The following is a 25184-nucleotide window of genomic DNA, read 5'->3' as shown; positions in this document are numbered from 1 at the left end:
CAGCTTACGGGATCATGACCGGCTTGACCTGCCAGATTTCATTTGCGTACTCATCGATCGTGCGGTCGGACGAGAAGACGCCCGAGTTCGCGATGTTGATGGCCGAGGACTTCAGCCACTGGAAGCGCTTCTGGTAGCGCTTCATGATCTCGACATGCGCGTCAGCATAGGCATTGAAATCCTTGAGGATGAAGAACTCATCGTTTGCGCGGATCAGGTAGTCCGACAGTGACTGGAAATTGCCGTACGTGCCGTCCGTCAGCTGGTTGACGACGAGGCGCACGTTCTCATTCGTATTGTACTCATCCCAGGCAGAATACGTGCCCGTCGCATAGTAGTTGAGAACTTCCTCTGCCTTGAGGCCGAAGATCACACAGTTCGCGTCGCCACCGACCGCTTCGCGGATCTCGACGTTCGCGCCGTCGAGCGTGCCGAGCGTGATGGCGCCGTTCATCATGAACTTCATGTTGCCCGTGCCCGAAGCTTCCTTCGAAGCCGTGGAGATCTGCTCACTGACATCGGCCGCCGGATAGACGATCTCGCCGATGGAGACGCCGAAGTTCTCGATGAATACGACCTTGATCTTGCCCTTGATGCTCGCATCGTTGTTGACCTTGTCCGCGACGGCATTGATCAGGCGGATCGTCTCCTTCGCGATGTAGTAGCCCGGTGCAGCCTTGCCGCCGAAGAAGTACGTCGTCGGCAACATGTCGAAGTCCGGATCCGTCTTGAGCTTGTGGTACTGGTACATGATGTGCAGGATGTTCATGAGCTGGCGCTTGTATGAATGGATGCGCTTGACCTGGATGTCGAAGATGCTGTCCGGATCGACATCGATGCCATTGTGCTCTTTGACGTACTTCGCGAGTGCTTCCTTGCGCAGATGCTTGATGGCGCCGAGCTTCTCGAGAAACGGCTTATCCTCGACGTAGTCGTTGAGCAGGTCGAGCTGCTCCGGATGGCGGTGCCAGCGGCGGCTGCCGATGGTCGCATCGATGAGGTCCGAGAGCTCCGGGTTTGCGCCCATGAGCCAGCGGCGGTGCGTGATGCCGTTCGTCTTGTTGTTGAACATGCGCGGGTTGTACTCGTAGAAGTCGTGCAGCGTCGTGGACTTGAGGATGTCCGTGTGGATCTTCGCGACACCGTTGACGCTGTGCGAGCCGACAATCGACAGACGGGCCATGTGGACCATGCCGTCCTGGATGATGGAGAGCTCGTGGACTTTCTGCTCGTTGTTCGGATAGCGGTCGCGCACATCGATGAGCCAGCGGCGGTTAATCTCGTCGATGATCATGTAGATGCGCGGCAGCAGCGGCTTGAACATGTCGATTGGCCACTTCTCGAGTGCCTCCGGCATGATCGTGTGGTTCGTGTAGGCAATCGTGTTCTTCGTGATGGCCCATGCCTCATTCCACTCGAGACCCTCCTCATCGACGAGGATGCGCATGAGCTCGGCGACGCAGAGTGCCGGATGCGTGTCGTTGATGTGGATGGCGATCTTCTGGGCGAAGTCATGGATGTCCATGCCGACCTTCTTGTAGTGACGGACGATGCTCTGGACACCGGCCGAGACGAAGAAGTACTCCTGTATAAGGCGCAGGCGACGGCCATCGTAGGTGCTGTCATCCGGATAGAGGTAGCGCGTGATGCTCTCGACGAAGTTGCGGTACTCGTTCTTCTGGCGCATCTGTTCCTGCGTCAGGCGGCCGTAGTCGGAGAAGTCGCGGTTGACCTCTGCATTCCAGAGGCGCAGTGTGTTGACCGTGTTGTTGTGATAACCGACGATCGGCACGTCGTACGGCACAGCCATGACCGTCATCGGATTCTCGTAGACGAGCTTGAGACTGCCGTCCGGCATCTTCTTCATGTAGGCATTGCCGTTGAACTTGACATCGATGGCCTTATCCGGCTTGCGGTACTCCCAGGCAAAGCCGTTCTTGAGCCAGTTGTCCGGGATCTCGACCTGGTTGCCCTCGATGATCTTCTGCTCGAACAGGCCGTACTGGTAGCGGATGCTGCAGCCGTGGCCCGGCAGGCGGTGTGCTGCCATCGAGTCGATGAAGCAGGCGGCAAGGCGGCCGAGGCCGCCGTTGCCGAGGCCTGCGTCTGGCTCTTCATCGAACGTCTTGACGAGGCTGAGATCGAAGTCCTCCAGGACTTCCTTGACAGCCTCTTCGATGCCGAGATTGATGAGATTCGACTTGAGCAGGCGGCCGAGCAGGAATTCGATGGAGAAATAGTAGATCTGCTTCTCCTGGCGCTCTGCATACGTCTTATTTGTCTTGATCCAGTTGTCGGAGATGAACTGCTTTGCGGTAGCAGCCACCGTCTGGTAAACCTCATTCTCCGTGAGGTCTTTGATCTCACGGCCATACATCAGATGTGCCGTGCTGACAAAACGAAGTTTCAGATTCTCCTTGAGCTTGTCAAACTCGCGGCTCTTCTGTTTCTGTTCCTTTGTTTCTCGTGCCAAAAAAAACACTCCCCTTGGCTTTGACTTACTTGATTTATAAAAGAAAAGCCGTCGTAAATGAGTTGCCAGCCCATACCTGCCAGCGCATTTCTATTTACAACGGCTTGTCTCAATCTTAGATCACCACATTTTTCGCAACGATCAGCGGATAGTTCTGAGCTCCCTTGAGCCACTTCTCCTTCGTGATCACTACGTTCTTATCACAGATGACATTCTCGAGCAGGGAATTCTCCTGCACGTCGCACTTCTGCATGATAATAGAATTCTTGACCTTGACACCCTTCTCGATGGTGACGCCGCGGAACAGGATGCTGTTCTCGACTTCACCGCGGATGATGCAGCCATTGGCAATCAGCGAATTCTTGACGACGGCAGTGTCCTTGTACTGCACAGGGACTTCATCCTTGACCTTCGTGTAGATGGAATTCTCGCCCATGAAGAGCTCTTCCCATACAGAAGGATTGAGGATGTCCATGTTTGCCTTGTAGTACGAAGCCGTCGAATCAACATGTGCGACATAGCCATCATGCTCATAAGCATAGATGCTGTACTCGTCCGAACGGCGGATGATGCCGTCGAGCAGCAGGTCCTGGCCGCCATGCTCGTAGCTGTAGCGGATCATCTCGACGAAGATACGCTTCTCCATGAGGAAGACATTCATCGAGACTTTCGAGCCATCGTAGATGGCCGGCTTCTCGGCGATGTCCTCGACGAGCCCGTTCTCAGCCGTCTCGATGACAGTGCTGCGGCCCGCAGCTTCGTGCGAGGCCGTGTAGTAGACCATCGTGATGTCGGCATTCGTGTTCTGGTGGAAGCGCAGCAACTCGTTGAAGTTGATGTTGTAGACGAAGCTGCCGCCTGCCAGCAGGACGTATTTCTGCGAGCTGTGCTCGAAGAAGTCGAGATTGTAGTAGAAGTTGCGAAGGTCACCGCGGCGGCGCGATTCCTCGTCATGCGGAGCCGGCAGGTAGAAGAGGCCGTCATGGCGGCGGGCCAGATCCCAATCCTTACCGGAACGCAGGTGATCGAGGACGGAACGCGGTTTGTCCGGCAGCATGACGCCGACATTCTGGACGCCCGAGTTCACCATGCTCGACAGTGCAAAATCGATGAGGCGATAGCGGCCGGCAAACGGCAGCGATTCGACGACGCGACGGTCGGTCAGCTCTCGGATGAGGCTATTGTCCTCCTGAAGATTGATGATCCCCATTACTGTTTTCAATTTGATTCACTCCGATCTTCTGGTCTGTGTTCTGTTGTATCTATGAGGTTGAGCTGACAATCTTAGCCGGCCTGCTTGCTGCCTGCCGCTGTTGCGACAATCGTCTCGCCATCTGCGACGACCGTGATGGCACCCTTCTCCCCCGTCACCTTTGCTCCTTCGCCGATCTCGCAATTCTGTGCGAGGATCGCATAGTCGACGACAGCATTCTCACGCACGACTGTCGACGGCATGATGACCGAATTGCGCACCTTTGCGCCCTTGCCGATGCGGACGCCCGGGAAGATGACCGAGTTCTCGACATCGCCGAGGATCATCGAGCCCTCGCTGACCATCGAGTTCTTGACCGTAGCATCAGGGCCTACATAATGCGGTGGCATCGAGGGATTCGAGGAATAGATCTTCCAATCGCCATTGAGCTCGAACGGCGGCTGATCCTGCAAGAGGTCCATGTTTGCCTGCCAGAGGCTCTCAATCGTTCCGACATCTTTCCAATAGCCATCGAAAGCGTACGAGTAGAGACGTGCCTTATCGGCAAGCATCTTCGGGATGATGTTCTTGCCGAAGTCATGGCTCGACGTCTCATCCTTCGCATCCTCTTCGAGGTACTTCTTGAGGAAGTCCTTGTTGAAGATGTAGATGCCCATCGAAGCGAGGTTGCTTTTCGGCTTAGCCGGCTTCTCCTCGAATTCCTCGATGCGGCCCGTCTTGTCCGTGTTCATGATGCCGAAGCGCGGGGCCTCATCCCACGGGACTTCGATGACACCGATCGTGGCCTCAGCCTTATTGGCCTTGTGGGCATCGAGCATCCAGGAATAATCCATCGTGTAGATGTGGTCGCCCGAGAGGATCAGGACGTACTCCGGGTCTGCCAAGTCGATGAAGTTCAGGTTCTGGTAGATGGCATCTGCCGTGCCGCGATACCAGTCCGCACCTTTCTCGCGTGCATACGGCGGCAGAATGAAGACACCGCCCTCTTTCTTATCGAGATCCCAGGCACTGCCGGAAGCCAGGTAATTGTGAAGCTCGAGCGGACGGTACTGCGTCAGTACACCGACCTTGTCGATGCCGGAATTGGCGCAGTTACTGAGTGGAAAGTCAATGATGCGGTACTTCCCGCCGAACGGGACGGCCGGCTTTGCAATCTTCTTCGTCAAAGCGCCAAGGCGGCTTCCCTGTCCGCCAGCCAGTATCATTGCTAAGCATTCTGTCTTTCTCATACAAAATCCCCCTTGGATATACTCAGCAAGAACAGCCTCCCCTTACATCAATACGCCGCTCTTGCCGATCGTGCACTGTCAAAAAAAGATGGTACTCTGTCAGTATACCTCTTTTATCAATAATTGCAATACCATTTTATTTATCAATGAATTACGTAACATTTATGAAACTAATCGCAGTCACCTTGCTTTCTGTGAAAAACCATGAGAAAACCGCAAGTTTTCCGTTAATTCGAAAAAATCCAAAGGAACAGTTGCGCCTACCGCCCCCTGATTTCCCGATCCATCCAGAAAACTTCTTTGTATATTATGTAGGTTCTATGAAAACGAAAAAAATCCTTCACGTAAATCGCAATTTTTCGCACTTTTTTAGAAAAAAAAAATAAAAAGACCGTACCAGCCAAAATGGCCAGCAGGTCCTGTCTGCATTTTCCCATCCCGCATGCATCGGTCAGTAGAGTGCCGCCGCTCCGCGAATGATATCGGGCAGCCTGTCGTAGAGATTCTGACCGGGGCAGGCCGTCGCATTGAAGTCACGATGGCCGAAAATCGTCGAGCGCGATGGAGCAAAGCCGTAATTGCGGCAGAGCGCAGCGAGCAGCCGCTTCGCGGAGGCCACCTGCGCATCTTCCGGCATGTAATCTTCAAAATTCCCGACGATGTTGACCCCGACTGTGTGTTCGTTCTCCCCGTAGCAGTGCGCACCGACCGTGTCCATCGGCCGCCCCTGCTCGATGGAGCCGTCCTTGCGGATGAGGAAGTGATAGCCGATACCCGCCCAGCCGTTGGCCAGATGCCATTGATGAACCGTCTCAGCCGACACGTCGGCATTCGTGTTGCCAATATGGTGCACGATGATTGCGTCCGTCACACGCCGATTCGTCAGGGATCGAAAAGAAAGATGCGTCTGGCGGATGGCGACGCCCGGCAGCACGTTGCCGCCATCCTGCCAAGCTGCTTCTGCAACCTGTTTGGCGATGACTTCCGGTGCTAGAGCTAGTCCCATCCCCATGATCATCATATTCCGAATAAAATCCCTGCGCTTCATCGATTGTCATGCCCCCTGTAATTTTATCATTGTACTGCTTTCATCTGAAAATCAGCAGAAAAATGATATTGCCCCAAAAGCCAAGTCATCCCATATGGTTTTTGATTTGTTTCTATTGTACTTCGCGCAAAAACAGCCTATAATAAAAGAAAAGGGCAACAGAAACAGACGATGCCGCCGAGCGGCTGCCTCACAGGAGGGATTTTCATGCTGGGATTAGAGAGAAGACAGCGAATCATGGAGAAGATCCGGCTTGACCGGAAAGTCTACGTCTCCGACCTCGCCAAGACCTTCAAGGTAACAGAAGAGACAATACGGCGCGACCTCGAGAAACTCGAGGGACAGGACCTCCTGCGGCGCAGCTACGGCGGCGCCGTCATCACAGAGAGCACGAGCGAAGACCTCTCCTACAAGCGTCGCAGTGCCATCAACAGCGAGAGCAAGCTCGCCATCGCCGAGAAGGCCGCCCGCCTGATCCAGGACGGCGACACCATCATGATGGATTCCAGCACGACGTGCCAGGCCCTGTTGCAGCACCTCAAAGGACAGCGCGACATCACCGTCATCACCAATTCCATCCGCCTCATGAACGACTTCATGGGCAGCGGCTTCAAGATGATCTGCACGGGCGGCACGATGCGCGAGAGTTCCTGCGCCCTGACTGGCACGATTGCCAGCCAGACACTCGAGAAGTACTACGTCGACTTCACCTTCATCAGCTGCAAAGGCATCGACCGCGAGAAGGGCATCATGGAGTCAAACGACAGCGAGGGGCGCATCAAGAGCGTCATGATCCGCCAAGCCCGCAAAGCTGTGCTGCTCATCGACCACTCCAAGTTCGACAGGACCGCCTTTGTCAAATGCGACGACTTCTCCCACATCGACACCCTCGTGACGGACGAAAAACCATCCAGCGAATGGCAGTCGTATCTCGCCGACAACCACATCAACCTGATTTTCTGAACATCATCAAAGCAGCCCCGATCCTCCACAAAAGAGAATCGGGGCTGCTCATTTTTATTCTTTTTATTCCGATGAGACTGTCAGGGCAAGAAGAATACCTGCTGCATCTTCGGCTGTGCACCAGTTTCCGGATCCATCTCCATGACCATGACATCCTTCATGTACTCATTCCACTTGTCAACGACAGGGCTCTCAGCCTGATACTTCTCGGCATAAGCAACACCCTTCTCACATTCGAAGTAACCGAAGAGCTCATTGCCAACGTTCCAGATCGTATAGTTAGAGATACCCGCTTCCTTGAGAACCTGTTTCATCTCCGGCCAGATATGAGCATGGCGGTACTTGTATTCCTCGATCTTGCCATCCTTGACCGTCGCCTTCCATGCAAAACGTTCCATTTTGCAAGCCTCCTCATTTCACCTCATGGCCATAGCGTTCAATTTCAATCTGTTTCAACGTCTTGCCTTCCGTCTTCGGTGCACCGATCGTGCCGACCAGCCAGCTTATTGCGGCAAATGCTACGATGAGCATTGCTGCGTAACGGAAACCGAACGACTCCATAATCATCGGAACGCTGAAGCCCCAGATGGCAGCGAGAATACGCGTGATAAAGAACGTAAGGCCTTGTGCTGTCGCACGGTACTTCGTCGGGAACAATTCAGAGCACCAGAGCTGGTAGAAAGCCTGTTGGCCAGAACCATTGTTGATACCGGCAAAGACGACGAACATGACGAGCATCCACATGCTGAGCATATCTGCAGGCAGTGTCCAGACGAACCAAGCAATGACGTAGATACCACCAATGATACCATAGAGCAAGCGGCGGCTCATCCGGTCACCCAGCTGCATGAAGATGAAGAAAGTAGCCAGGAACGAAATGACAAATGAACCAACGCTCATGAGCTGCGAGACACTGTTGGAGAGCTTGCCGACATTCTCAAAGATGTACGGCATGAAGAATCCCCACGTGCTCGCGCAAAGGTTCCAGATTGTATAGACACCGCAGAGGAACAGGACCGTCTTCAAGTTGATGCCAGAGAGCAGCGTTGCATAGGAAACTTTCTCAACCTTGCCTTCGCGAATCAGACGTTCCTCTTCTTCCTTCGCCGCACGCCAGTCCTTTGACTCCGGCATCTTGAGGCGCTGATACCAGACCCAGGCCGCAATGATGATCAGATGGCCGAATACGATACGATTGCCCAAAAGTCCGTAGGTATTGAGCCAAGCTGACATCAATAGGACCACTGCCGGTCCGAGTGCCCAGGCAAACTGAGCCGAGCCGCAGTGCTTTGCCCTGTCCTTTGCAGGTGCCTCTTCTGCAATCAATGTCCAAGATGCCACAACATCCGCACCAACGCCAAGGCCGACGATGATGTAGCCTCCCAAAAGCATCGGGTAGTTGACACCAAAGACAATGAACAGCATGCCGACGATGTAAATCAGTAAATCATACGTATAAACGAATTTACGACCATACTTATCGCAGATACGGCCGCCAATCAGCGCGCCGACCGCCGCCGAAGCGGCATTGGATGAAAGTGCTGCCAAGAGTCCCATCTGGAGCCCGCTCATGCCGAGATACGCCTGCCACAGAGAAAGACCTGCAGCACCAGCTACGATGGACCCTGCATCAATATAACTTGTCATGGCCGCAAGAATGGTCTTTTTCCATGGAGATGGTTCCTGCATTGTCATGCTTCCTCATTCCTTTCAAGAAATCTATTCCGTCAATCCAAGAGATCTGTATTGAGATCGATGTGAAAATCCTTTGCAAGCTGGATAAAGCCCTCGCGCGGGATGGTCTGCTTCTTGCCGCCCATCGAGAGCACCTTGACGCAGATCTCAGAGGCCTTCTCGACCGTATCCATGAGGCCAAAAGCCTCATCGAAGTCGTCGCCGCAGACGAAGAGGCCGTGATGCGCCCAGACGATGACGCGGTACTTCTCCATGAGCTTGACAGATGCATCGGCAATCTCCTTGCCGCCCGGGACCATCCAGGGAACGACACCGATGCCCTCCGGGAAGATGACGGGGTCTTCCGTCGCCATCTCCCAAAGCTCGCGCGTGAATTCCTTGTCGTTGAGCGGCAGCACGAAGGTCAGTGCGATGAGATTCGTCGGATGTGCATGGTAGATGATGCGGTTCTTGCCATCCGTCATCTTTTTCTTGAGCTCGTGCGCTGCGAGGTGCGTCGGCAGTTCGCTCGTCGGACGGCCACCGTTGACGAGCCCCCAGACAATGCCGTATTTCTCACCCTTCTCATCGATCTTGATCAGCGCGACATTCTCCTCTGGTGCCAGCGAGACATTGCGCATGTACTTGCCGCTGCCCGTGACGAGGAAGTACTCGCCTGCGAGGCCCGGAACCGTGTTGCCGATTGGCTGCCATTCCTTGACCTCATGGAGAGAATCCTTGACGGATTCGACCTCCTCCGGCTTGACGCGGTACGTCAGATTGCCGCCATTGCGCTCATGCCAGCCCTTCTTGAAAGCATCGGCCGTCAGGCGCTTGAATCCTTCCATGAATGTTGAATCCTTGATATCCATGACTCTTACCTCTCTTATCATTTTCTGCATGTTTCGCGTCCTGCATCTCATCTCTTGAACAGGACATCCTTCTCGTATTCCTTGACGATTGGATACCATTTTCCATCAACCGGCACCTCATTGCGCTGGCAGAACTCTGCCCAGACATCGCCAAACGGCAGCGTCTTGATCTCCTCGAGGCCCTGCAGGACCTTCGTGAAGTCTGCACGATCCTGTGCTTCCTTGAGTTCCTTGTTCGGCGTCAGCAGGCCGTAGAGCAAAGCCTTCTGCATGTTGCGCATGCCGATGACCCAAGCCGCGATGCGGTTGATGCTGGCATCGAAGAAGTCGAGGCCGATGAAGACCTTCTGGAGTGCATCACAGCGCACGAGCTCCGTCGCGAGTTCCTTGAGCTCATCGTCGAGCTTGATGACATGGTCGCTGTCCCAGCGGACCGGACGGCTGACGTGCAGTGCGAGGCTGTCGTTGAAGAGCAACATCGAGGAGATCTTGTCGGAGACAACCTCCGTCGGATGGTAATGGCCTGTGTCGAGCAGGCACATGAGCCCGTTCTTGGCAGCGTAGTTCATGTAGAACTCGTGCGAGCCGACCGTGTAGGACTCGACGCCGATGCCGAAGACCTTGCCTTCCACAGCATCTGCCACGTTCTTGCGGTCATACTTAACGGAAAGAATCTCGTCGAGCGCTTCCTTGAGGCGCGCACGCGGTCCGATGCGGTCAGCCGGCACATCCTTCGTGCCATCCGGAATCCAGATGTTGTCGAGCGCCGTGATGCCGAGTTCCTCACCAAAGTAATTGGCGATCTTGCGGCAAGCTTTGCCGTGCTCGATCCAGAACTCGCGGATGGCCTTGTCCGGACTCGAGAGCGTCATGTTGTCCTTGACCTTCTTGTGGCTGAAGAACGTCGGGTTGAAGTCGAGGCCGATGCCCTCTTCTTTGGCGAAGTCAACCCATGCCTTGAAGTGTTTCGGCTCGATCTTATCGCGGTCGACCTTCTCATCCGTGATGCGGTACGATGCGTGCAGATTGAGCTTGTGCTTGCCCGGGATCAGGGAATACGCCTTGCGGATGTCGGCCATGAGCTCTTCTGGATTGCGGGCGCGGCCCGGGTAGTTGCCCGTCGTCGCGATGCCGCCCGTCAGGGCATCGGAGTCAAAGCCCAGGACATCATCGCCCTGCCAGCAGTGCATCGAGATGCGCACCTGCTGCAGTTTCTTCAGGGCCTCTTCTACGTCCACACCAATGGCTGCATATGCTTCTTTTGCTTCTTCAAATCTCGACATCAAAAAAACCTCCTATTAACCTTCTAACTTTTGAAATTCCCTATTCTTGTATGTATTCCATTGCTTATCTTTATTCTGAATATTCCATTTAAATAAACAGAACATCATTCGTCCATTTCGTCAGCAATGCGCTTGACATCAAATGACTTAGCAACCACCCGACGCGCTTCTTTAAGGTCTTCAAAGACATCATCGCGCAACATCTGCGCCATGATATTGCCAATGGCAGTCGCTTCGACAGGACCTGCGTAGACTTCTTTGCCCGTCACCTCGACGAGCAGGCGGTCAAGGAACTTATCCTGACAGCCACCACCCACTACATGAATGGTATCATAGGTGCGGCCCGTGACCGTCTCGATCTCTGCGACCGTCTTCGCATAGCACTTCGCGAGGCTGCGGTAGACACAGTAGAGAAGTTCACATTCCGTCTCCGGCTTCTCCTGGCCGGTCTGCTCGCAGTAATCCTGCAGGGCTCGGATCATGCTCTCCGGCGCTAGGAAAGTATCGTCATTGACATCGACAATCGATGTGAAGTACCGGCCGATGTGTGCCAGTTCATAGAGTTCCTCAAACGTGTACTTGTGCTTGAACTCGCGGCGCAGATTCTGCATGACCCACATGCCCATGATGTTCTTGAGGTAACGATAGCGGTGATGGTAGCCGCCCTCATTCGTGAAGTTGTGCTTGCGGCTCATCTCCGTGCAGTCTGGGATCAGGCGCTCGATGCCCATCAGCGACCACGTGCCGGAGCTCAGGTAGATGCTGTCATCTGAGTTCGTCGGCACAGCCATGACAGCTGAGCCTGTGTCATGCATCGCAGGCAGGACTACATTCGTCTGGAAGCCGACGCGCTTTGCCATATTGCTCGAGAGCGGCCCGACGAGCGTCTTCGGCATATTGAGCTCGCCGAAAATCTTCGTCGGCAGGCTCAGCATCTCCATGAGCTCGAAGTCCCAATCCTGCGTCTTGGCGTTGACGAGCTGCGTCGTCGTCGCATTTGTGTACTCGTTCATCGCCACGCCCGTCAGGCGGTAGTTGAGGTATTCCGGGATCATCAGGAAGCGTTCCGCGCGCTCCAATAGCTGCGGTGTCTCCTTCTTGATGGCCATCAACTGATAGATGGAATTGAAGAGCTGCTTCTGGATGCCGTTGCGCCCGTAGAGCTCCGACTCCGAGATGACCTTGTAGACTTCCTCGTCCATGCCCTTCGTGCGGCCATCGCGATAAGCGACCGTATTGCCTAACACATTACCATTGGCGTCGAGTAAGACAAAATCAACACCCCACGTGTCGATGCCGACACTCGCGGGGATACGGTCCAGCTCCTTGCACTTGCGCATTCCCTCCACCACTTCATGAAAAAGATGATCGAGGTCCCAGCAGAGGTGACCATTGCGCTTTTCCAGCTTATTCTCGAAACGGTAGATTTCCTCCATGCGGATTTTTCCTTTATCCATCCATCCGAGGATATGGCGGCCGCTCGAGGCGCCGATATCGACAGCCAGATAGTACGTGATTCCTGACATGCGTCCCATCCCTTCCAAGAACAGACATTTCAAATACTCACATTATTTATTTCTGTCTGTTATTCTTTGTTCTTACAGGTATTATAATAACGCGCCCTACCACAAAAGTCAACAGTATAATCTTCTTTTTTATATTTTAATCTTTGTTTATATGGTTTTTGTTGAAATTGCTATATTTATTTATAGTATATATCGATATATATTGATTATATTTATTATAAAACCATCAAAAACAAAAAAATCGGTCAAGTCATAATGACTTGACCGATATCAAATGATCTAAATTAAAGATTATGCTGTGACAGGACGGCACTGCCAGCTGCCGTCGCCACTTAAGTGGAGTTCTTCTTCATGCTGGGCAAAGAGCGTGGAGCGGTGGCCGACGCTGATGATGCCGGTATGCGGCAGTTCCCTGCGCATGAGCTCGTACATCTCCTGCTCGCGCGGCTCGTCGAGGGCCGACGTCGCTTCGTCGAGGAAGACCCAGTCGGGCTTAACGAGCAAGACGCGGGCAAAGGCAAGGCGCTGCTGCTCGCCGAGCGAAAGGATGCGGCTCCAGTCGTCGATGTCGTCGAGGCGCGGGATAAAGTCCGCCAGGCCGACCTTGCGCAGGACTTCCTTGAGGTTTTCTTCCGGCCCCGAGGCACTCAGCGGATAGTAGAGCGCCCGGCGCAGACTGCCGAGCGGCAGATAGGGGCGCTGCGGCAGGAAGAGGATGCGACTCTTTTCCGGGATCTCAATCCTGCCCTGGCCATACGGCCAGATACCAGCGAGCGTGCGCAGAAGCGTGCTCTTGCCGCAGCCGGAGGCGCCCGTGATCAAGAGGCGCTCCCCTTCCTTGATGGTCAGGTTGCAGTCAGCAAGCAGCACGCGGCCGTCCGGCAGTTTGACGTCAAAGTCGCGCACGACGAGCGCACTGCCAGCAGTTGTCTCGCGCGTCACCCTATCCTCGATGTCCGAGGCGCCTTCCATGTGGCGCGTGAAGCCCGAAAGACGACGGATGACTGCAGCGAGCTGTGCGATCGTATCGTAGACCGAAACGAAGTACGACAGCGCATCCTGCACGCGGCCGAAGGCCGAGGACGTCTGCATGAGGCCGCCGAGCGTCATGGCACCGGCGAAGTACTGCGGCGCCGCCATGACGAGTGGCACGATGATGGCCAGCTGGCCGTAGCCGTTGACATAGAAGTTCAGGAGCTTCGTCCGGCGCATGAGCTGCCAGTAATTCTTGATGACTTTCGCAAAGCGCTCCGCGAAGCCGACAGATTCCGGCTGCTCGCCGCGGTAGAAGGCAATGCTCTCGCTGTTCTCGCGCACGCGCATCATATTGAAACGGAAATCCGCCTCGTAGCGCTGCTGGTCAAAATTGAGCCCGATGAGCTTGCGGCCGACGAAGTGGACGCCGATTGTGCCGAGCACCGAGTAGAGCAGCGAGAACCAGAACATGTAGCCGTAGATGACGAACTCGTGGCCACCAAAAGGCACGGTGAAGGCGCCTGAGAGATTCCAGAGCACGACGCCGAAAGCGCCGAGCGTCGTGATCTGCTTGAGCATGCCGATGAGCAATTGCAGCGTCAGCGAGACAAACTGGTTGATGTCCTCGCTGATTCGCTGGTCCGGGTTATCCGTATCGCTGCGCAGGACCTGCAGGCGGTAGTAGACCTGGCCCTTCATCCAGTCGTCGAGGTAACGGTTCGTCATCCAGGTCCTCCACTTAATCTGGAGCATCTGGCGCAGATAGATTGCGTAGACCGCGAGGATGATGTAGAGGAAGGCAAGCCCCGTGAACTCCCCGATGAGCGGCCAGAAAGATTCCGCCTGATACTGCTGCAGTGCGTTATAAAAGACATTATACCAACTATTGAGGCGGACGAGCAGATAGACCGACGCGAAATTCAGGCCAATGACGAAGGCCAGGAGCCCCCTCGCTTTCCACTTCTCCTCTGAATTCCAGTATCCGCGGAAGAGATGCCAGAAATTCTTCCAAAACTTTTGCTTCAAATTATCACATCCTTAACGAATCTCAGTATAACGCGTTCCCTGCTTCCCTGCAAGGCCGCGCCATTGTCTTTCCGGCAAGCATTTGCTAGAATAGCATTATGTGCAGTATAAGACAAAAATCTGAATTTCCGGAGGTGGGAACATGCTCATCTACATAGGCGCGGCCATCGCAGTCGTGCTGCTCGCACTGCTCTACCACTACATCCCCAGCCGCAAGATCTTCTTCGCCTTCTTCTTCGTGCTCTGCGCGGCCAGTGCCATCGTCTTCTTCGCTTGGCCTTCGCCGCACCGCAATGGCGATGCCGTCATCAGTCAGGAGATGCGCGAGGAGCGCCAGCAGCAGCAGCAGATCTTCGCCGGATGGTACAAGGATTATCAGAAGGACATCGAGGACCTCGACCGCAACTGGCAGCGCTACCACAAGATCCTTGCGGACTTCAAGGCAGACATCATCAGCATCCAGACGGCCTACCTGCGCCTCTCGCAGCTCGAGAAGGACAGCCAAGCGCTCGATACGCGCATCGCGAGCCGAACGCCGCCGCTCGCCCTCAATGATACCTGCTACGACCAGTCCATCGAACTCGTGCGCAAGGCACACGCCTATGCCGAAGCCCAGCACCGCGCCATTGCGCTGACGCGCGCAGCGGCCGACCCGGCCAACCTGAAGACCGACGACCAGGAAGAGCAGAGCCGCATGCTGCAGGCCGTCATGATCCGCGAATCGCCGCCCGCCCTCTTCATCGCCGACGAGATCGCGGCCATCCGCAATTACCTCGCTCTGCCTGAAGAAGACGTCGCGACAGATATCGCAGAAGACGCCGCAGCAGAACCACAGTGAACCCTTGCACGGTTGGTGCAGACAGAGAAGCCCCCGGCTCACAAAAGACGTGAGCCGGGGGCTTCTTGCAGGAATCAACAAAAACAATCAAGAGCGTGCGATTCATAACCCATTCTGTGCAGCGACTTCGCGGAACCAGCGGCCGGACTTCTTGATGGTCTTCATCTCATCTGCCGTCGCATCCCAGAGCACGCCGTCGCGCGCCAGGACCTCGACGAACTTCTCGGGGAAGACGCCCTTGACAGCGGGGTCGAGGAAGGACTTATAAATAAAAAGAGCAGCCCTCTCGGCTGCTCTCTTCTGTTTGTTCAGGCTGCGTTCAGCGAATGCTGACGACCCGGAATACCTGTTTGTCTCCGCGATGGTGTGCCTTGGAGTACTCAAAGGCACGCCCATCGTCGAGGAATGCAATCTGCTCGACCTCCAATATCGGCATCGTTCCATGATCGATGCGAAGCAGTTCCTCCTCCTCAGGCGTCGGCAGAAGGGCGCGGATGAAGCGGTGTGCCGACTGGATCTTGAAATGAAGCTGTTCCTCGATGTAGCGGTAAATCGAGTGTTCGAGCACCTCGCGCTTGATGCCTGGAATCAGCTCAATGGGCATATTCGTGTACTCGATGACGACGGGATCCCCGTCCACCTGGCGCAGGCGCACGATATCATAGACGAAGTCATCCGTCGTGATGTTGAGCTTCTCCGCGACCTCTGCCGTCGGATGGATGATGTCAAAGCGCACGACCTTCGTCGCAATCTCATGCCCTTCGAAGACCTTCGAGAAACCTGAGAACTGGTTGGCCATGCTGATATCGTGGACATCCTCACTCGCAAGGCTCTTGACGAAGGTGCCCGATCCGCGCCGCTTGACAACAAGGCCATCCTTGACAAGCTGGTCAACAGCCTTCTTGATTGTAATGCGGCTGACGCCGTACTGCTCACACATCTCGCGCTCCAACGCAAGCTGTTCCCCTGCCTTATAGACACCCTCCTGAATCTGATTGCGCAACTCATTTGCTATTTCCTGGTATTTTACCATAACACATATTCCTCTATAATAAATCATGTCTTTTTCTTTTTATTATATAACATATTTATTATTTTATCAAGAAAAAGATATAAAACAGCGGCCCCTCAAAATGAGGAGCCGCTATGGGACATCCACCCCCCTAAGGTCATTTCGTCTGCAGGAAGTGGCGCACCGCGCCGATGAGGTTCGCATCGTTGCCAAACTCAGCCGTGCGGACGTCGGGGCGGATTCTGGCGACCTTAACGCGCTCCAAGATCGCATCGATTGCTTCCTGGATGGCAGGAACGAAGTCCTCGCGGGCACTGATGCCGCCGCCGATGACGAAGCATTCCGGGTCGTACGAGTACTGGATGTTGTAGATGGCGCGTGCCAGAGACTCTATCATCTGCTTGACGGCCTTTGCCGCCTCCGCATCACCCTCTCCGGCCAGTGCAAAGACCTTGCGCCCATCGAGGCTGTGGTCTGGAAGACCTTTCAGTCGCTCGCAGAGACGCGCGATATTCTCTGTCGAGCCAGCGGTGCTGAGGATTGTGGCACCATCGTCGCCGACCATGTAGCCGAATTCACCGCCGTGGAGATGCGCGCCGTGGTGAACGTGGCCATCCTTGACGATGGCGCCGCCGACGCCACTGCCGATGACGAAAAACGCGACATCCTTGCAGTCCTTGGCGATGCCGACCCAAGTCTCGCCGAGCGCCGCACAGTTCGCATCGTTCTCCATCGCGATGGGCAATCCGAGCACATCTGCCATCGCTGACTTGATGTCAAAGTCATGGATGTACGGGATAGCGCTCGAACCACCGATGACGCCACGGGCATCGTCCACTGCACCGGGCATGGAGAAGGCTGCGCCGCTGAAAGCATGCCCCTTTTCGAGCTTCGCCTTCGTCTGCCTGAGCCCCTCGTAGAATCCCTCGAGGTCAGATGGCGTCTTGAACGAGCCTTTATCCTCAACCGTTCCATCTTCCTGCACGACAGCGTACTTCACGCTGCTGCCACCGACGTCAAAAGCTAGAATTGCCATACTCAACATCCTCTCAATAAACATTTTTTCTATTTTATCGTATTTATTATTATAATAAAGTATCTAACTAATGTCAACTATAAAATATATCTTTTGTATTTATAACAAATTATATAAAAGACACCTTTTCACTGCGGAAAAAGTGTCCCAAAAGCAAATCCTATTTTATATCTTGCTGAGGACCAGGCGTGCCTTGCCCATCAGCGTGTAGGCACCGAGGCCAGCAGGCAGGAAAGAAGTCTCCCCCTTCTTGAAGGTCAGCTCCGCGTCACCGGCCTGCAGCTGCACGCTGCCGTCGAGCACCGTGAAGCTCTGGAACGAATCCTCGCCAGCCATCAGATGGCTCGTGCCGTCAATCTCGAGCTCATAGACCGTGAAGTACTCGCACGATGCGAGCAGGCGGGCCTCAGTATCCGCAAAGATATCGATGGGTGCATCGAGATGCGGGCGCTCCTTGACCGGCTCGAGGTTCGTGACGTCGATGGCCTTCTTGACGTGGAGCTCACGCGGCTTGCCGTCCTTGCCGAGGCGGCCGTAGTCGTAGACGCGGTACGTCGTGTTGGAATTCTGCTGAATCTCGCAGATGATGATGCCCTTGCCGATGGCGTGCAGCGTGCCCGAAGCGATGAAAAAGACATCCCCCTTGTGAACGGGTATCTGGTTGCAGACCTCGAGCAGCGTGTTATCGGCGATGCGCTTCTCGAATTCCTCCTTCGAGACGGCGTGCTTGAAGCCATAGATCAGCGTGGCGCCCGGTTCGCAGTCGACGATGTACCACATCTCCGTCTTGCCGTACTCCCCCTCGACGCGCATCGCGTAATCGTTGTCCGGATGGACCTGCACCGAGAGGTTGTCCTTCGCATCGATGAGTTTGATGAGCAGCGGGAAATACGGGAACTTTCTGGCGTGCTCGCCGAGGACAGCGGGGCCCGCCTCATCGAGATACGACTTGAGCGTACGGCCCACCTCCGGACCATTCTCGATGATACTCATGCCATCCTTGTGGCAGGCGAGTTCCCACGACTCCGAGACCTTCTCGAGGTCCGTCTTCTTGCCGTAATCCGTCTTGAGCTTCGTGCCGCCCCAGATGTAATCCTTGAGCGGTGCCTGTAATTTCATTGGATACAAATCCATCAACCCCCTATTGCACTCACGTATCGTCGATCGGGCTTTTCCGGTCTATCTGCCTTTCATTATACGGACTCTCCCGACCTCTGTCAATAAAAATCATATCTTTTATTTTTATAAAAGATTACTTTTATAATGTAAGCTCAAGCATAATGACAGAGTTCGACGAGATTGCCGTCGGGGTCGCGCAGGTAGATGCTCTGCATCGCACCGCGGCAGCCGTGACGCGCGACGGGGCCAAGCTCAATGCTCGCACCTTTTGCCAATAGCTCCTGCTTCACCTGCTCGATATCCTGGGTCACGACAAGGCAGAAGTCCAAACTGCCGCGCTGCGGATGACGCGCCGCCGGCAGGAACTCCGCCGGTCTCTGGTGGATATTGATCTTCGTCGTGCCAAAGAACAGCGCATAGCGCCCCTGCCGCTCCTCCACCCGCATGTCGAGCAAATCGCGATAGAAGTGCAGACAAGCCGCCAAATCTCCCGTCGTCAGCACAATATGATCGAGTGCTGCAATCCTCATACCATCGTCTCCTCTCAAAAAATCCTTCACACCTGTCGAAGGCACGGGTACGACGTTGCGTCGTCCTCGGGCCTCGTTGGCATGCAGTGGCAAGGCGCGACGACGATATTCGTTACAAATCTGAAAAGAATCATCGCACTGGGGGGGCTGAAAGGCCTCCTATTTCGCCTCTTTTCGCACATCAAAAACAAAAAGCGCATCAGAAGATGAGAATATTCATCAACTGATGCGCTTTTTTCTACCTGTGGATAACTCTTCCTCAGAGAATCACAGCTTTTTCAGCGGCCTCCCATATCGGCTGCCACCTTTCTTCGGCCAAGGGTTTCCTTGCCATGGGCAAGGAAGCCGTAACGCTCGGTGCCGATGTATTCGCATTCTTTACGCGCAATCCGCGCGGCGGACGGGCAAAAGCACTCGACCCTGCAGATATCGAGGCTTTTCTCACTTTCCAGCAGGAGCATGGCATCGGCACACTGGTCGCCCATGCGCCGTATACCATGAATGCCTGCGCCGCCAAGGAAAACCTGCGGATCTTCGCGCGAGAAACCATGGCTGATGATCTAAAGCGCCTCGACCAGCTGCCAGGCAACCTTTACAACTTCCATCTAGGCAGTCATGTCAAGCAAGGCGTGGAAACTGGCATCGAGCTGATTGCCCAGCAGCTCAACGAGGTCCTGCGTCCAGAGCAGAAGACCACCGTGCTGCTTGAGACCATGGCCGGCAAGGGTACAGAAGTAGGACGGGGCTTTGAAGAGCTTCGTGCCATCATCGACCGCGTAGGACACGCGGAACGGCTCGGTATCTGTCTCGATACCTACCACGTCTGGGATGCCGACTACGATATCCGAGGACATCTCGATGAGGTACTCACAGACTTTGACCGCGTCATAGGACTTTCGCGCCTGTGCGCCATCCGGCTCTTCGTCAGCTGCCGTTCATCCTCGAGACGCCCAATGATGCCACCGGCTATGCCCGCGAAATCGCCATGATGCGCGAGCGCGCGTCCCTTAAAAACCAATCAAATCCATCATCATTCAGGCCTGACGCCCTTCTTTATACTCAGAAGGCGTCAGGCCTGTTATGCGTCGGAAAACCATGCTGAAATAGCGCGTATCCTTATACCCGCAAAGTTCCGCGATTTCATAGATCTTGCGGTCACCGTCATGGAGCAGGCGTATGGCGCGCCGGATGCGGCACATGGTCAGATATTCCCCGAACGTGTAATTCGTATATTGGACAAAGAGGCGATGAAGATAGGAGGAACTGATCTTCACCACTTCGGCCACGTCACGGATGGTAAGATTCTCCTGGCACTCTGCTTCTATATAGCGGATGGCTTTTTCCAGGTATTGGTTCTTGCTCTTGCCTTCCCCGAAATTACGGAAGATATCCAGCTGGACACCATGCTCCAGCTCCATTTTCTTACGCTTTTTCCCTTCATCCACATAAGCAGCCGCTTTCCGGACGGCCTCAAGCAACTCATCATCATCCACAGGCTTCAGCAGGTAATTGCGCACGCCCAGACGGATTGCCTGCTGCGCATAGGAGAATTCTCCATATCCCGACAAGATGATGTATTCCACATGGCTCTCCCTTTGCATCTTTTCAATCAGTTCCAATCCCGACTCCCCAGGCATGCGTATATCCACGATGACGATATCCGGCTGCAATTTCCGGATGAGTTCCATGCCTTCCCGGGCATTGGCAGCCTCCCCTACGACCTGGCAGTCCACTTCTTCCCACGGCGTCATCGAGACCAGGCCCTGTCGCTGGATCTGTTCATCGTCAATCACAATAACCCTCTTCAATTCCGCGGCACCTCCTCCAAAACCAAAAGACGGATGATCACGCGAGTCCCTCCTTGCGGTCTAGGCTTGATAGCAACGCCACAAGCCGCATCTCCATTGAGTTTGGCACGCAAATGTACATTATAGAGCCCGACGTGCTGGTCATCGTGGCCTTCAAGATATTGCCGGACTTTGGCAGGATCCATGCCAACGCCATTGTCGGCGATCTCAAACACCATGTATTTTCCCTGCAAGTGGCTGGAAACACAGATTTCTCCTTTTTCTGTCACACTGCCCAGACCATGCTTCACGGCATTTTCCAACACAGGTTCCAAGATCAGCTTGGGCAGGTATTTTTCTGCCAAAGCAGGGTCCAGGAAAAATTCCACCTGTATCCTGTCGCCGAAGCGCTTTTCCTGTATCGTCATATAGGCCTGCAGGATCTCAAATTCTTCCCGGACCGTGATGAAGGCAGACTTGCCCAGGATCTTGCGCAGCAGCCGTCCCAGCGATACTGCCAGGAGTGCCACCGTCTTCGTATCGCCGGCTTTGGCACTCCATTTGATGAGATCCAGTGTATTGTAGATGAAATGTGGTTTTACCTGTTCCTGCAGGCTCTTGATCTGTGCAATGCGCAGGGTCTCCTCTTTTTGTTTTGCTTCCCTCAGCAAACGGCGGATATGGTGGACCATCTTATTGAACGTCGCTGCCAAAGCGCCAATCTCATCTTTGCGCCGGATGGGTATACGTACCGCCAGATTATTTTGCCGCACACATTCCATGCCGGCAACCAGATCTCCCATAGGTTCCCACAAGTCACGCGTGAGCTTGTACGAAAGCAGCACGATGATGACCAGGACAATGAGGTCAAAAATGGCAACAATACGCCGCAGTTCATAAAAACCGCTTCGATTCGTGACTTCTTGCTGCATCACGGCAATATGATATTTCGGTTCATGGAAATAATAGATTTTTTTATCCGGATTTTGGGAGTCCCTGACAATGCCGCTGTCTGCTGAAAACTTCCCACTGCCTGTAATCCCGGAAATGACTCCTTCCCGGCTGCTTCCCCAGGTATTATAAAAAACATAATGATGACGATCCGTCAGGATAAGGTTCCGAGAAGCATACTTGTTCAAGATATCCCATATCGCCCGACGTTCCACATCAACGATGACATAGCCAATGATCTGCTGATCCTTGCGCACAGCCTGGCACAGAGTCAAGACAATATTCCGGAAGTCTGGATCCTGCCTGGGAGCAGATACCAGTACGGCTTCCTTAGACTGCGCCGCTCTGGCAAAGATTCCCCAGCCATTATTCTCAGGCAAATGATAAATATGCGGGATATCCGAAGTCGAGAGCGCAACATGTCCATCTGCTGATAAGACATGCAGGGCAGCCTGCTCATGATTGCCCCGCATCAGCAAAAACATCTGCCCATAGGCTTCACGCACATCATCGGAAGATTGATCCAGGACATGTTCGATGACGACGGACTCCGACAAAGCGTCCACCATCTTGACATATCCGTCCACAGAAGTCGAGACCTGTTCAGCAACGCTGTGGACATTTTGATATGCCTCCTGTGCTTCCGTTCGATCGATATTTTGATAAACGATCAGCAGGACACCGACCGATAAAACCAGGACAGGCAGAAAGCCGGCCAAAAAAATATAGGACAAGAGACGCAGCCGATAACTCATTTTCCATTTACGGATCATGCCGCACTCCTCCTGTCCCTTATTTTGCCTGCCAGTACAATATCATTTTATCACAAGTAGGCTATTTTGATAATGTTTAGAACATTTTACAAGGAAATCTTACCTCCTGACAATCGCTTGCAAAGCCAGAGCGAACAGATCGTGGCAACGGTAAGGACCGTAGCGAGGGCTGCCGCCGTGCCGAAATGGGCTTTGCTCGTAACCTCATTGAAAATCGCCACCGAGATTGTCTGCGTGGCACCGGTATAGAGGATCATCGAAGAACTCAATTCATTCATCGTCGCAATCCAGCTCAAGATAGCTCCGGAAATGACACCTGGCAGCATCAAGCGCGCCGTGATCTTGAAAAACGTCTTGAACGGAGGAACACCCAGACTGATGGATGCTTCTTCTACGCTCGATTCAATCTGGTACAGGATACCGATGCTGGAACGCAGGGTAAACGGCATCTTGCGGATCACATACGAGAGGATCATGATGCCCGCCGTTCCGGTCAACAGCAGCGGTTCGGAGTTGAACGCTGAGACGAGCATGATACCAAGTACGGCACCCGGCACAACATAGGGGAACATGACCAGCATATCGATCAGATTGACGACACGGGAACTCTTCCGCACGATCAGATAAGCCAGCAGCATCGCACAGAAAATCATGATGGAAATCGCGATGATGGAGAACATGAACGAGTTGGAGATGGCCAGAGACATCTTGGAAAAAGCTTCGCGATAGCTGTCCAGACCAAACCCAGGCAAAAATACAGGACCACTCGTTTTCACAAAAGAAGTCGCCACGACCGTGATCTGCGGCAAGACCCCCAGGAAAGCCACCAGATAGACGCCTGCCGTGACCACCATACGGGAAACGGTCGGCAGAGATTTTACTTTGGGCGGGCGCAGATTGCTCATCGTATAGTTGCGCCCGGCAATCGCCTTTTTCTGCAGCAGCAGGACCAGCATGGCAAAGGCGATGACTACGACGCTCAGGACATTGGCAAAGGCCGTATTGCCGCCCAATTCACTCATGTACTCATCATAGATGCAAACCGGCAGGACGCGGAACCCTTCGCCGATGAGTGCCGGAGTACCGAAATCAGCCAAGGAGGTCATGAAGACCATCAATGCCGCTGACAGGATTGTCGGCATGATCAGCGGGAACGTGATCGTACGCAGCTTCTTCCAGCCGCCAACACCGAGACTCTCTGCCGCTTCTTCGAGGGAGGCATCCATGCTCCTCAGGGCTCCCGACACATAGAGATAAACATAGGGAAAAAGCTTTAAGGTGAAGACCAGCAAAATGCCCACGAATCCATAAATCGACGGCATGGTGAATCCGAAGTGGGACTGCATGAATTTCGTGATGAATCCCGCACGTCCCAGAAGCACGACCCAGGAATACGCGCCGATAAAAGGCGGCGACATCATGGCCAGGATGCAGAGATTGTCAATCAGAGGTTTCCCCGTGATATGATACCGTGAAGTGAAATACGCCATGGGGATGCCGATCATACAAGCCAGTATTGTTGCGCTCAGCGATACAATGAAACTGTTGAACAAAGTCTGAAGGTAGTAATCGCTGTGAAAGAATGTCACATAATTGGCAAAAGAGATCTCTCCTGTCTCCGTGACAACCGAATGGATTACCAGGACAGAGAACGGATAGATGATGAACAACAGGATCAGGCACAGGGAAACAACGGTAATGATGGTCCAGCAGTTGAAGCGGTCATAAAGAGACATTGCATGCCAATTTTTCATGACAACAACACCTCCCCACTCGCATCGTATATATTCATATGTTGTGCCGATAAGCGCAAGCCTACTTTATCCCCGGAATGATAGACGTCATCCGAATGGATGTTATAGGCATTGACCTTGACATGCGTCCCATCGGCAATCGCAATCTCATATTCGTATCGCGTGCCAAGGAAGATCGCACGCACGATCTCGCCAGGCAGGCCGTCCTCATGACCGCGCAGCAAGACAATCTGTTCTGGGCGTACAGAGATCTGCACGTCACCTTCATAAGGTGTTTTCGGTGTAAAATCATACAAGGCCTGATTGAGGATGGTCAAGTGCCCATCTTTCACAGTACCGTGAATAAAATTCGAAGTACCAATGAAATTTGCCACAAACGTGTTGGCCGGATGTTTATAGATATCTTCCGGATTGCCGACCTGCATGATCGTACCGCTGTTGATTACGGCAATGCGGTCGGAAATGGCTAGGGCTTCCTCCTGGTCATGTGTGACGTAAATCGTCGTGATGCCCAGGGTCTGCTGGATGTTCCGGATCACCGAACGCATCTCCAGGCGCAATTTTGCGTCCAGGTTGGAAAGCGGCTCATCCATCAGCATGACATCCGGCTCAATCACGATGGCACGCGCCAGAGCCACACGCTGCTGCTGACCGCCGGACAGCTGCGAAGGCATGCGGTCTGCCAGATTCTCGATCTTCATCATGGCCAGGCCTGCCCGCACCTTCTTTGCCAGTTCTTCCCCTTTGAAGTTGCGAGCCTTCAAACCATAGGCAATGTTGTCCGCCACGCTCATATGCGGGAATACGGCATAGTTCTGAAAGACCATGCCAATGTTGCGGAGATAGGAAGGAACGTCATTGATGACGCGATCGTCAAACGAGATCGTGCCGCCATCAATGGGATTGAAGCCGGCAATCATGCGCAGGAGTGTCGTCTTGCCACAGCCGGACGGCCCGAGCAGCGTGAAGAATTCTCCATTCTTTATCGAGAGCGTGATATGATTGACAGCCAAAAAATCGCCGTACTCCTTGACTGCATCTTTGATGTGGACAGCAAAACTCATAACATCTTCCCCTTCTTCCCTTATCAAAAAGGAGGGTG

General features: G+C 54.0%; 22 protein-coding genes and 1 pseudogene. 4 read left to right on the top strand and 19 right to left on the bottom strand.

The genetic code is table 11. From position 1 onward, the window contains the following. Window positions 1-4: 4 nt before the first annotated feature. The 3 genes from B2X55_RS03170 to B2X55_RS03160 all read right to left on the bottom strand — a co-directional run bounded on the left by B2X55_RS03170 (window position 5) and on the right by B2X55_RS03160 (window position 4915). On the bottom strand, window positions 5-2473 hold the full coding sequence (locus tag B2X55_RS03170; protein WP_414683480.1) for a glycogen/starch/alpha-glucan phosphorylase: 2469 nt from the start codon (window positions 2471-2473) through the stop codon (window positions 5-7). Window positions 2474-2588: 115 nt separating this feature from the next. Continuing rightward, window positions 2589-3695 (bottom strand): glucose-1-phosphate adenylyltransferase subunit GlgD, encoded by a 1107-nt coding sequence (glgD, locus tag B2X55_RS03165; protein ID WP_270527843.1) that lies wholly within the window; start codon window positions 3693-3695, stop codon window positions 2589-2591. A gap of 62 nt (window positions 3696-3757) precedes the next feature. Then, window positions 3758-4915, bottom strand: coding sequence for a glucose-1-phosphate adenylyltransferase (locus B2X55_RS03160; RefSeq protein ID WP_055159972.1), 1158 nt, complete (start codon window positions 4913-4915; stop codon window positions 3758-3760). 164 nt (window positions 4916-5079) lie between these two features. Between B2X55_RS03160 and B2X55_RS03155 the strand changes: the two genes are divergently transcribed. Then, window positions 5080-5301, top strand: a complete 222-nt coding sequence (locus B2X55_RS03155; protein ID WP_286820837.1) for a hypothetical protein — start codon at window positions 5080-5082, stop codon at window positions 5299-5301. A gap of 65 nt (window positions 5302-5366) precedes the next feature. Here the strand turns inward: B2X55_RS03155 and B2X55_RS03150 are convergent, their stop codons facing one another. Then, window positions 5367-5921 carry an N-acetylmuramoyl-L-alanine amidase gene (locus B2X55_RS03150; protein ID WP_286820836.1) on the bottom strand — a complete coding sequence of 185 codons (555 nt, stop codon included), beginning with the start codon at window positions 5919-5921 and terminating at the stop codon, window positions 5367-5369. Window positions 5922-6170: 249 nt separating this feature from the next. On the opposite strand from B2X55_RS03150, the gene B2X55_RS03145 reads away from it, so the two are divergent. After that, window positions 6171-6926 carry a DeoR/GlpR family DNA-binding transcription regulator gene (locus tag B2X55_RS03145; protein WP_286820835.1) on the top strand — a complete coding sequence of 252 codons (756 nt, stop codon included), beginning with the start codon at window positions 6171-6173 and terminating at the stop codon, window positions 6924-6926. Window positions 6927-7006: 80 nt separating this feature from the next. Here the strand turns inward: B2X55_RS03145 and B2X55_RS03140 are convergent, their stop codons facing one another. From B2X55_RS03140 to B2X55_RS03115, 6 genes are all read right to left on the bottom strand, one after another. Continuing rightward, window positions 7007-7324, bottom strand: coding sequence for an L-rhamnose mutarotase (locus tag B2X55_RS03140; protein ID WP_226867917.1), 318 nt, complete (start codon window positions 7322-7324; stop codon window positions 7007-7009). Between the two features lie 13 nt (window positions 7325-7337). Then, window positions 7338-8573 (bottom strand): MFS transporter, encoded by a 1236-nt coding sequence (locus B2X55_RS03135; protein WP_264293524.1) that lies wholly within the window; start codon window positions 8571-8573, stop codon window positions 7338-7340. An 80-nt stretch (window positions 8574-8653) separates the two neighbouring features. Further along, window positions 8654-9472, bottom strand: a complete 819-nt coding sequence (rhaD, locus tag B2X55_RS03130) for a rhamnulose-1-phosphate aldolase (RefSeq protein ID WP_226867919.1) — start codon at window positions 9470-9472, stop codon at window positions 8654-8656. Window positions 9473-9519: 47 nt separating this feature from the next. Then, window positions 9520-10755, bottom strand: a complete 1236-nt coding sequence (locus B2X55_RS03125) for an L-rhamnose isomerase (protein ID WP_286820832.1) — start codon at window positions 10753-10755, stop codon at window positions 9520-9522. A gap of 104 nt (window positions 10756-10859) precedes the next feature. Then, the gene (gene rhaB / locus B2X55_RS03120) at window positions 10860-12281 is read right to left on the bottom strand and encodes a rhamnulokinase (protein ID WP_286820830.1); all 1422 of its coding nucleotides are present in this window, start codon (window positions 12279-12281) and stop codon (window positions 10860-10862) included. 291 nt (window positions 12282-12572) lie between these two features. Then, a complete protein-coding gene (locus B2X55_RS03115; RefSeq protein ID WP_286820828.1) occupies window positions 12573-14282 on the bottom strand; it encodes an ABC transporter ATP-binding protein/permease in 1710 nt (569 codons plus the stop codon). A gap of 142 nt (window positions 14283-14424) precedes the next feature. Here B2X55_RS03115 and B2X55_RS03110 point away from each other — a divergent pair, with 142 nt between their 5' ends. Next, on the top strand, window positions 14425-15120 hold the full coding sequence (locus tag B2X55_RS03110; protein WP_278742404.1) for a hypothetical protein: 696 nt from the start codon (window positions 14425-14427) through the stop codon (window positions 15118-15120). Between the two features lie 102 nt (window positions 15121-15222). Here B2X55_RS03110 and B2X55_RS03105 read toward each other — a convergent pair whose 3' ends face one another. The 5 genes from B2X55_RS03105 to B2X55_RS03085 all read right to left on the bottom strand — a co-directional run bounded on the left by B2X55_RS03105 (window position 15223) and on the right by B2X55_RS03085 (window position 18817). Continuing rightward, on the bottom strand, window positions 15223-15504 hold the full coding sequence (locus tag B2X55_RS03105) for a family 1 glycosylhydrolase (RefSeq protein ID WP_286820826.1): 282 nt from the start codon (window positions 15502-15504) through the stop codon (window positions 15223-15225). Then, window positions 15440-16153: a GntR family transcriptional regulator gene (locus B2X55_RS03100; RefSeq protein ID WP_036373755.1), complete on the bottom strand. Its 714-nt coding sequence runs from the start codon at window positions 16151-16153 to the stop codon at window positions 15440-15442. The genes B2X55_RS03105 and B2X55_RS03100 overlap by 65 nt, the downstream gene beginning before the upstream one ends. 136 nt (window positions 16154-16289) lie before the next feature. Beyond that, the gene (locus B2X55_RS03095) at window positions 16290-17168 is read right to left on the bottom strand and encodes an ROK family protein (RefSeq protein WP_286820825.1); all 879 of its coding nucleotides are present in this window, start codon (window positions 17166-17168) and stop codon (window positions 16290-16292) included. A 165-nt stretch (window positions 17169-17333) separates the two neighbouring features. Continuing rightward, window positions 17334-18287, bottom strand: a complete 954-nt coding sequence (locus B2X55_RS03090; protein WP_286820824.1) for a type I phosphomannose isomerase catalytic subunit — start codon at window positions 18285-18287, stop codon at window positions 17334-17336. 152 nt (window positions 18288-18439) lie between these two features. After that, a complete protein-coding gene (locus tag B2X55_RS03085) occupies window positions 18440-18817 on the bottom strand; it encodes a VOC family protein (protein WP_286820823.1) in 378 nt (125 codons plus the stop codon). 332 nt (window positions 18818-19149) lie between these two features. Between B2X55_RS03085 and B2X55_RS03080 the strand changes: the two are divergent. Then, window positions 19150-19919: pseudogene (locus B2X55_RS03080) on the top strand (deoxyribonuclease IV). Here the strand turns inward: B2X55_RS03080 and B2X55_RS03075 are convergent. The 4 genes from B2X55_RS03075 to B2X55_RS03060 all read right to left on the bottom strand — a co-directional run bounded on the left by B2X55_RS03075 (window position 19852) and on the right by B2X55_RS03060 (window position 25146). Next, window positions 19852-20625: a response regulator transcription factor gene (locus B2X55_RS03075; RefSeq protein WP_286820822.1), complete on the bottom strand. Its 774-nt coding sequence runs from the start codon at window positions 20623-20625 to the stop codon at window positions 19852-19854. The pseudogene B2X55_RS03080 and the gene B2X55_RS03075 overlap by 68 nt on opposite strands. Further along, on the bottom strand, window positions 20622-22328 hold the full coding sequence (locus B2X55_RS03070; RefSeq protein ID WP_286820821.1) for a cache domain-containing sensor histidine kinase: 1707 nt from the start codon (window positions 22326-22328) through the stop codon (window positions 20622-20624). The genes B2X55_RS03075 and B2X55_RS03070 overlap by 4 nt, the downstream gene beginning before the upstream one ends. Before the next feature lie 86 nt (window positions 22329-22414). Further along, window positions 22415-24082 (bottom strand): ABC transporter permease, encoded by a 1668-nt coding sequence (locus B2X55_RS03065; protein ID WP_286820819.1) that lies wholly within the window; start codon window positions 24080-24082, stop codon window positions 22415-22417. Then, a complete protein-coding gene (locus B2X55_RS03060) occupies window positions 24079-25146 on the bottom strand; it encodes an ABC transporter ATP-binding protein (protein ID WP_286820817.1) in 1068 nt (355 codons plus the stop codon). Before B2X55_RS03060 ends, B2X55_RS03065 begins: the two co-directional genes overlap by 4 nt. Window positions 25147-25184: the final 38 nt, after the last annotated feature.

The organism is Mitsuokella sp. UBA4253 (assembly GCF_002395285.1).
GTDB classification, from domain to species: domain Bacteria; phylum Bacillota; class Negativicutes; order Selenomonadales; family Selenomonadaceae; genus Mitsuokella; species Mitsuokella jalaludinii.
The sequence above is the reverse complement of the archived record's forward strand: the minus strand, read 5'-3'. Positions and strand labels throughout refer to the sequence as shown.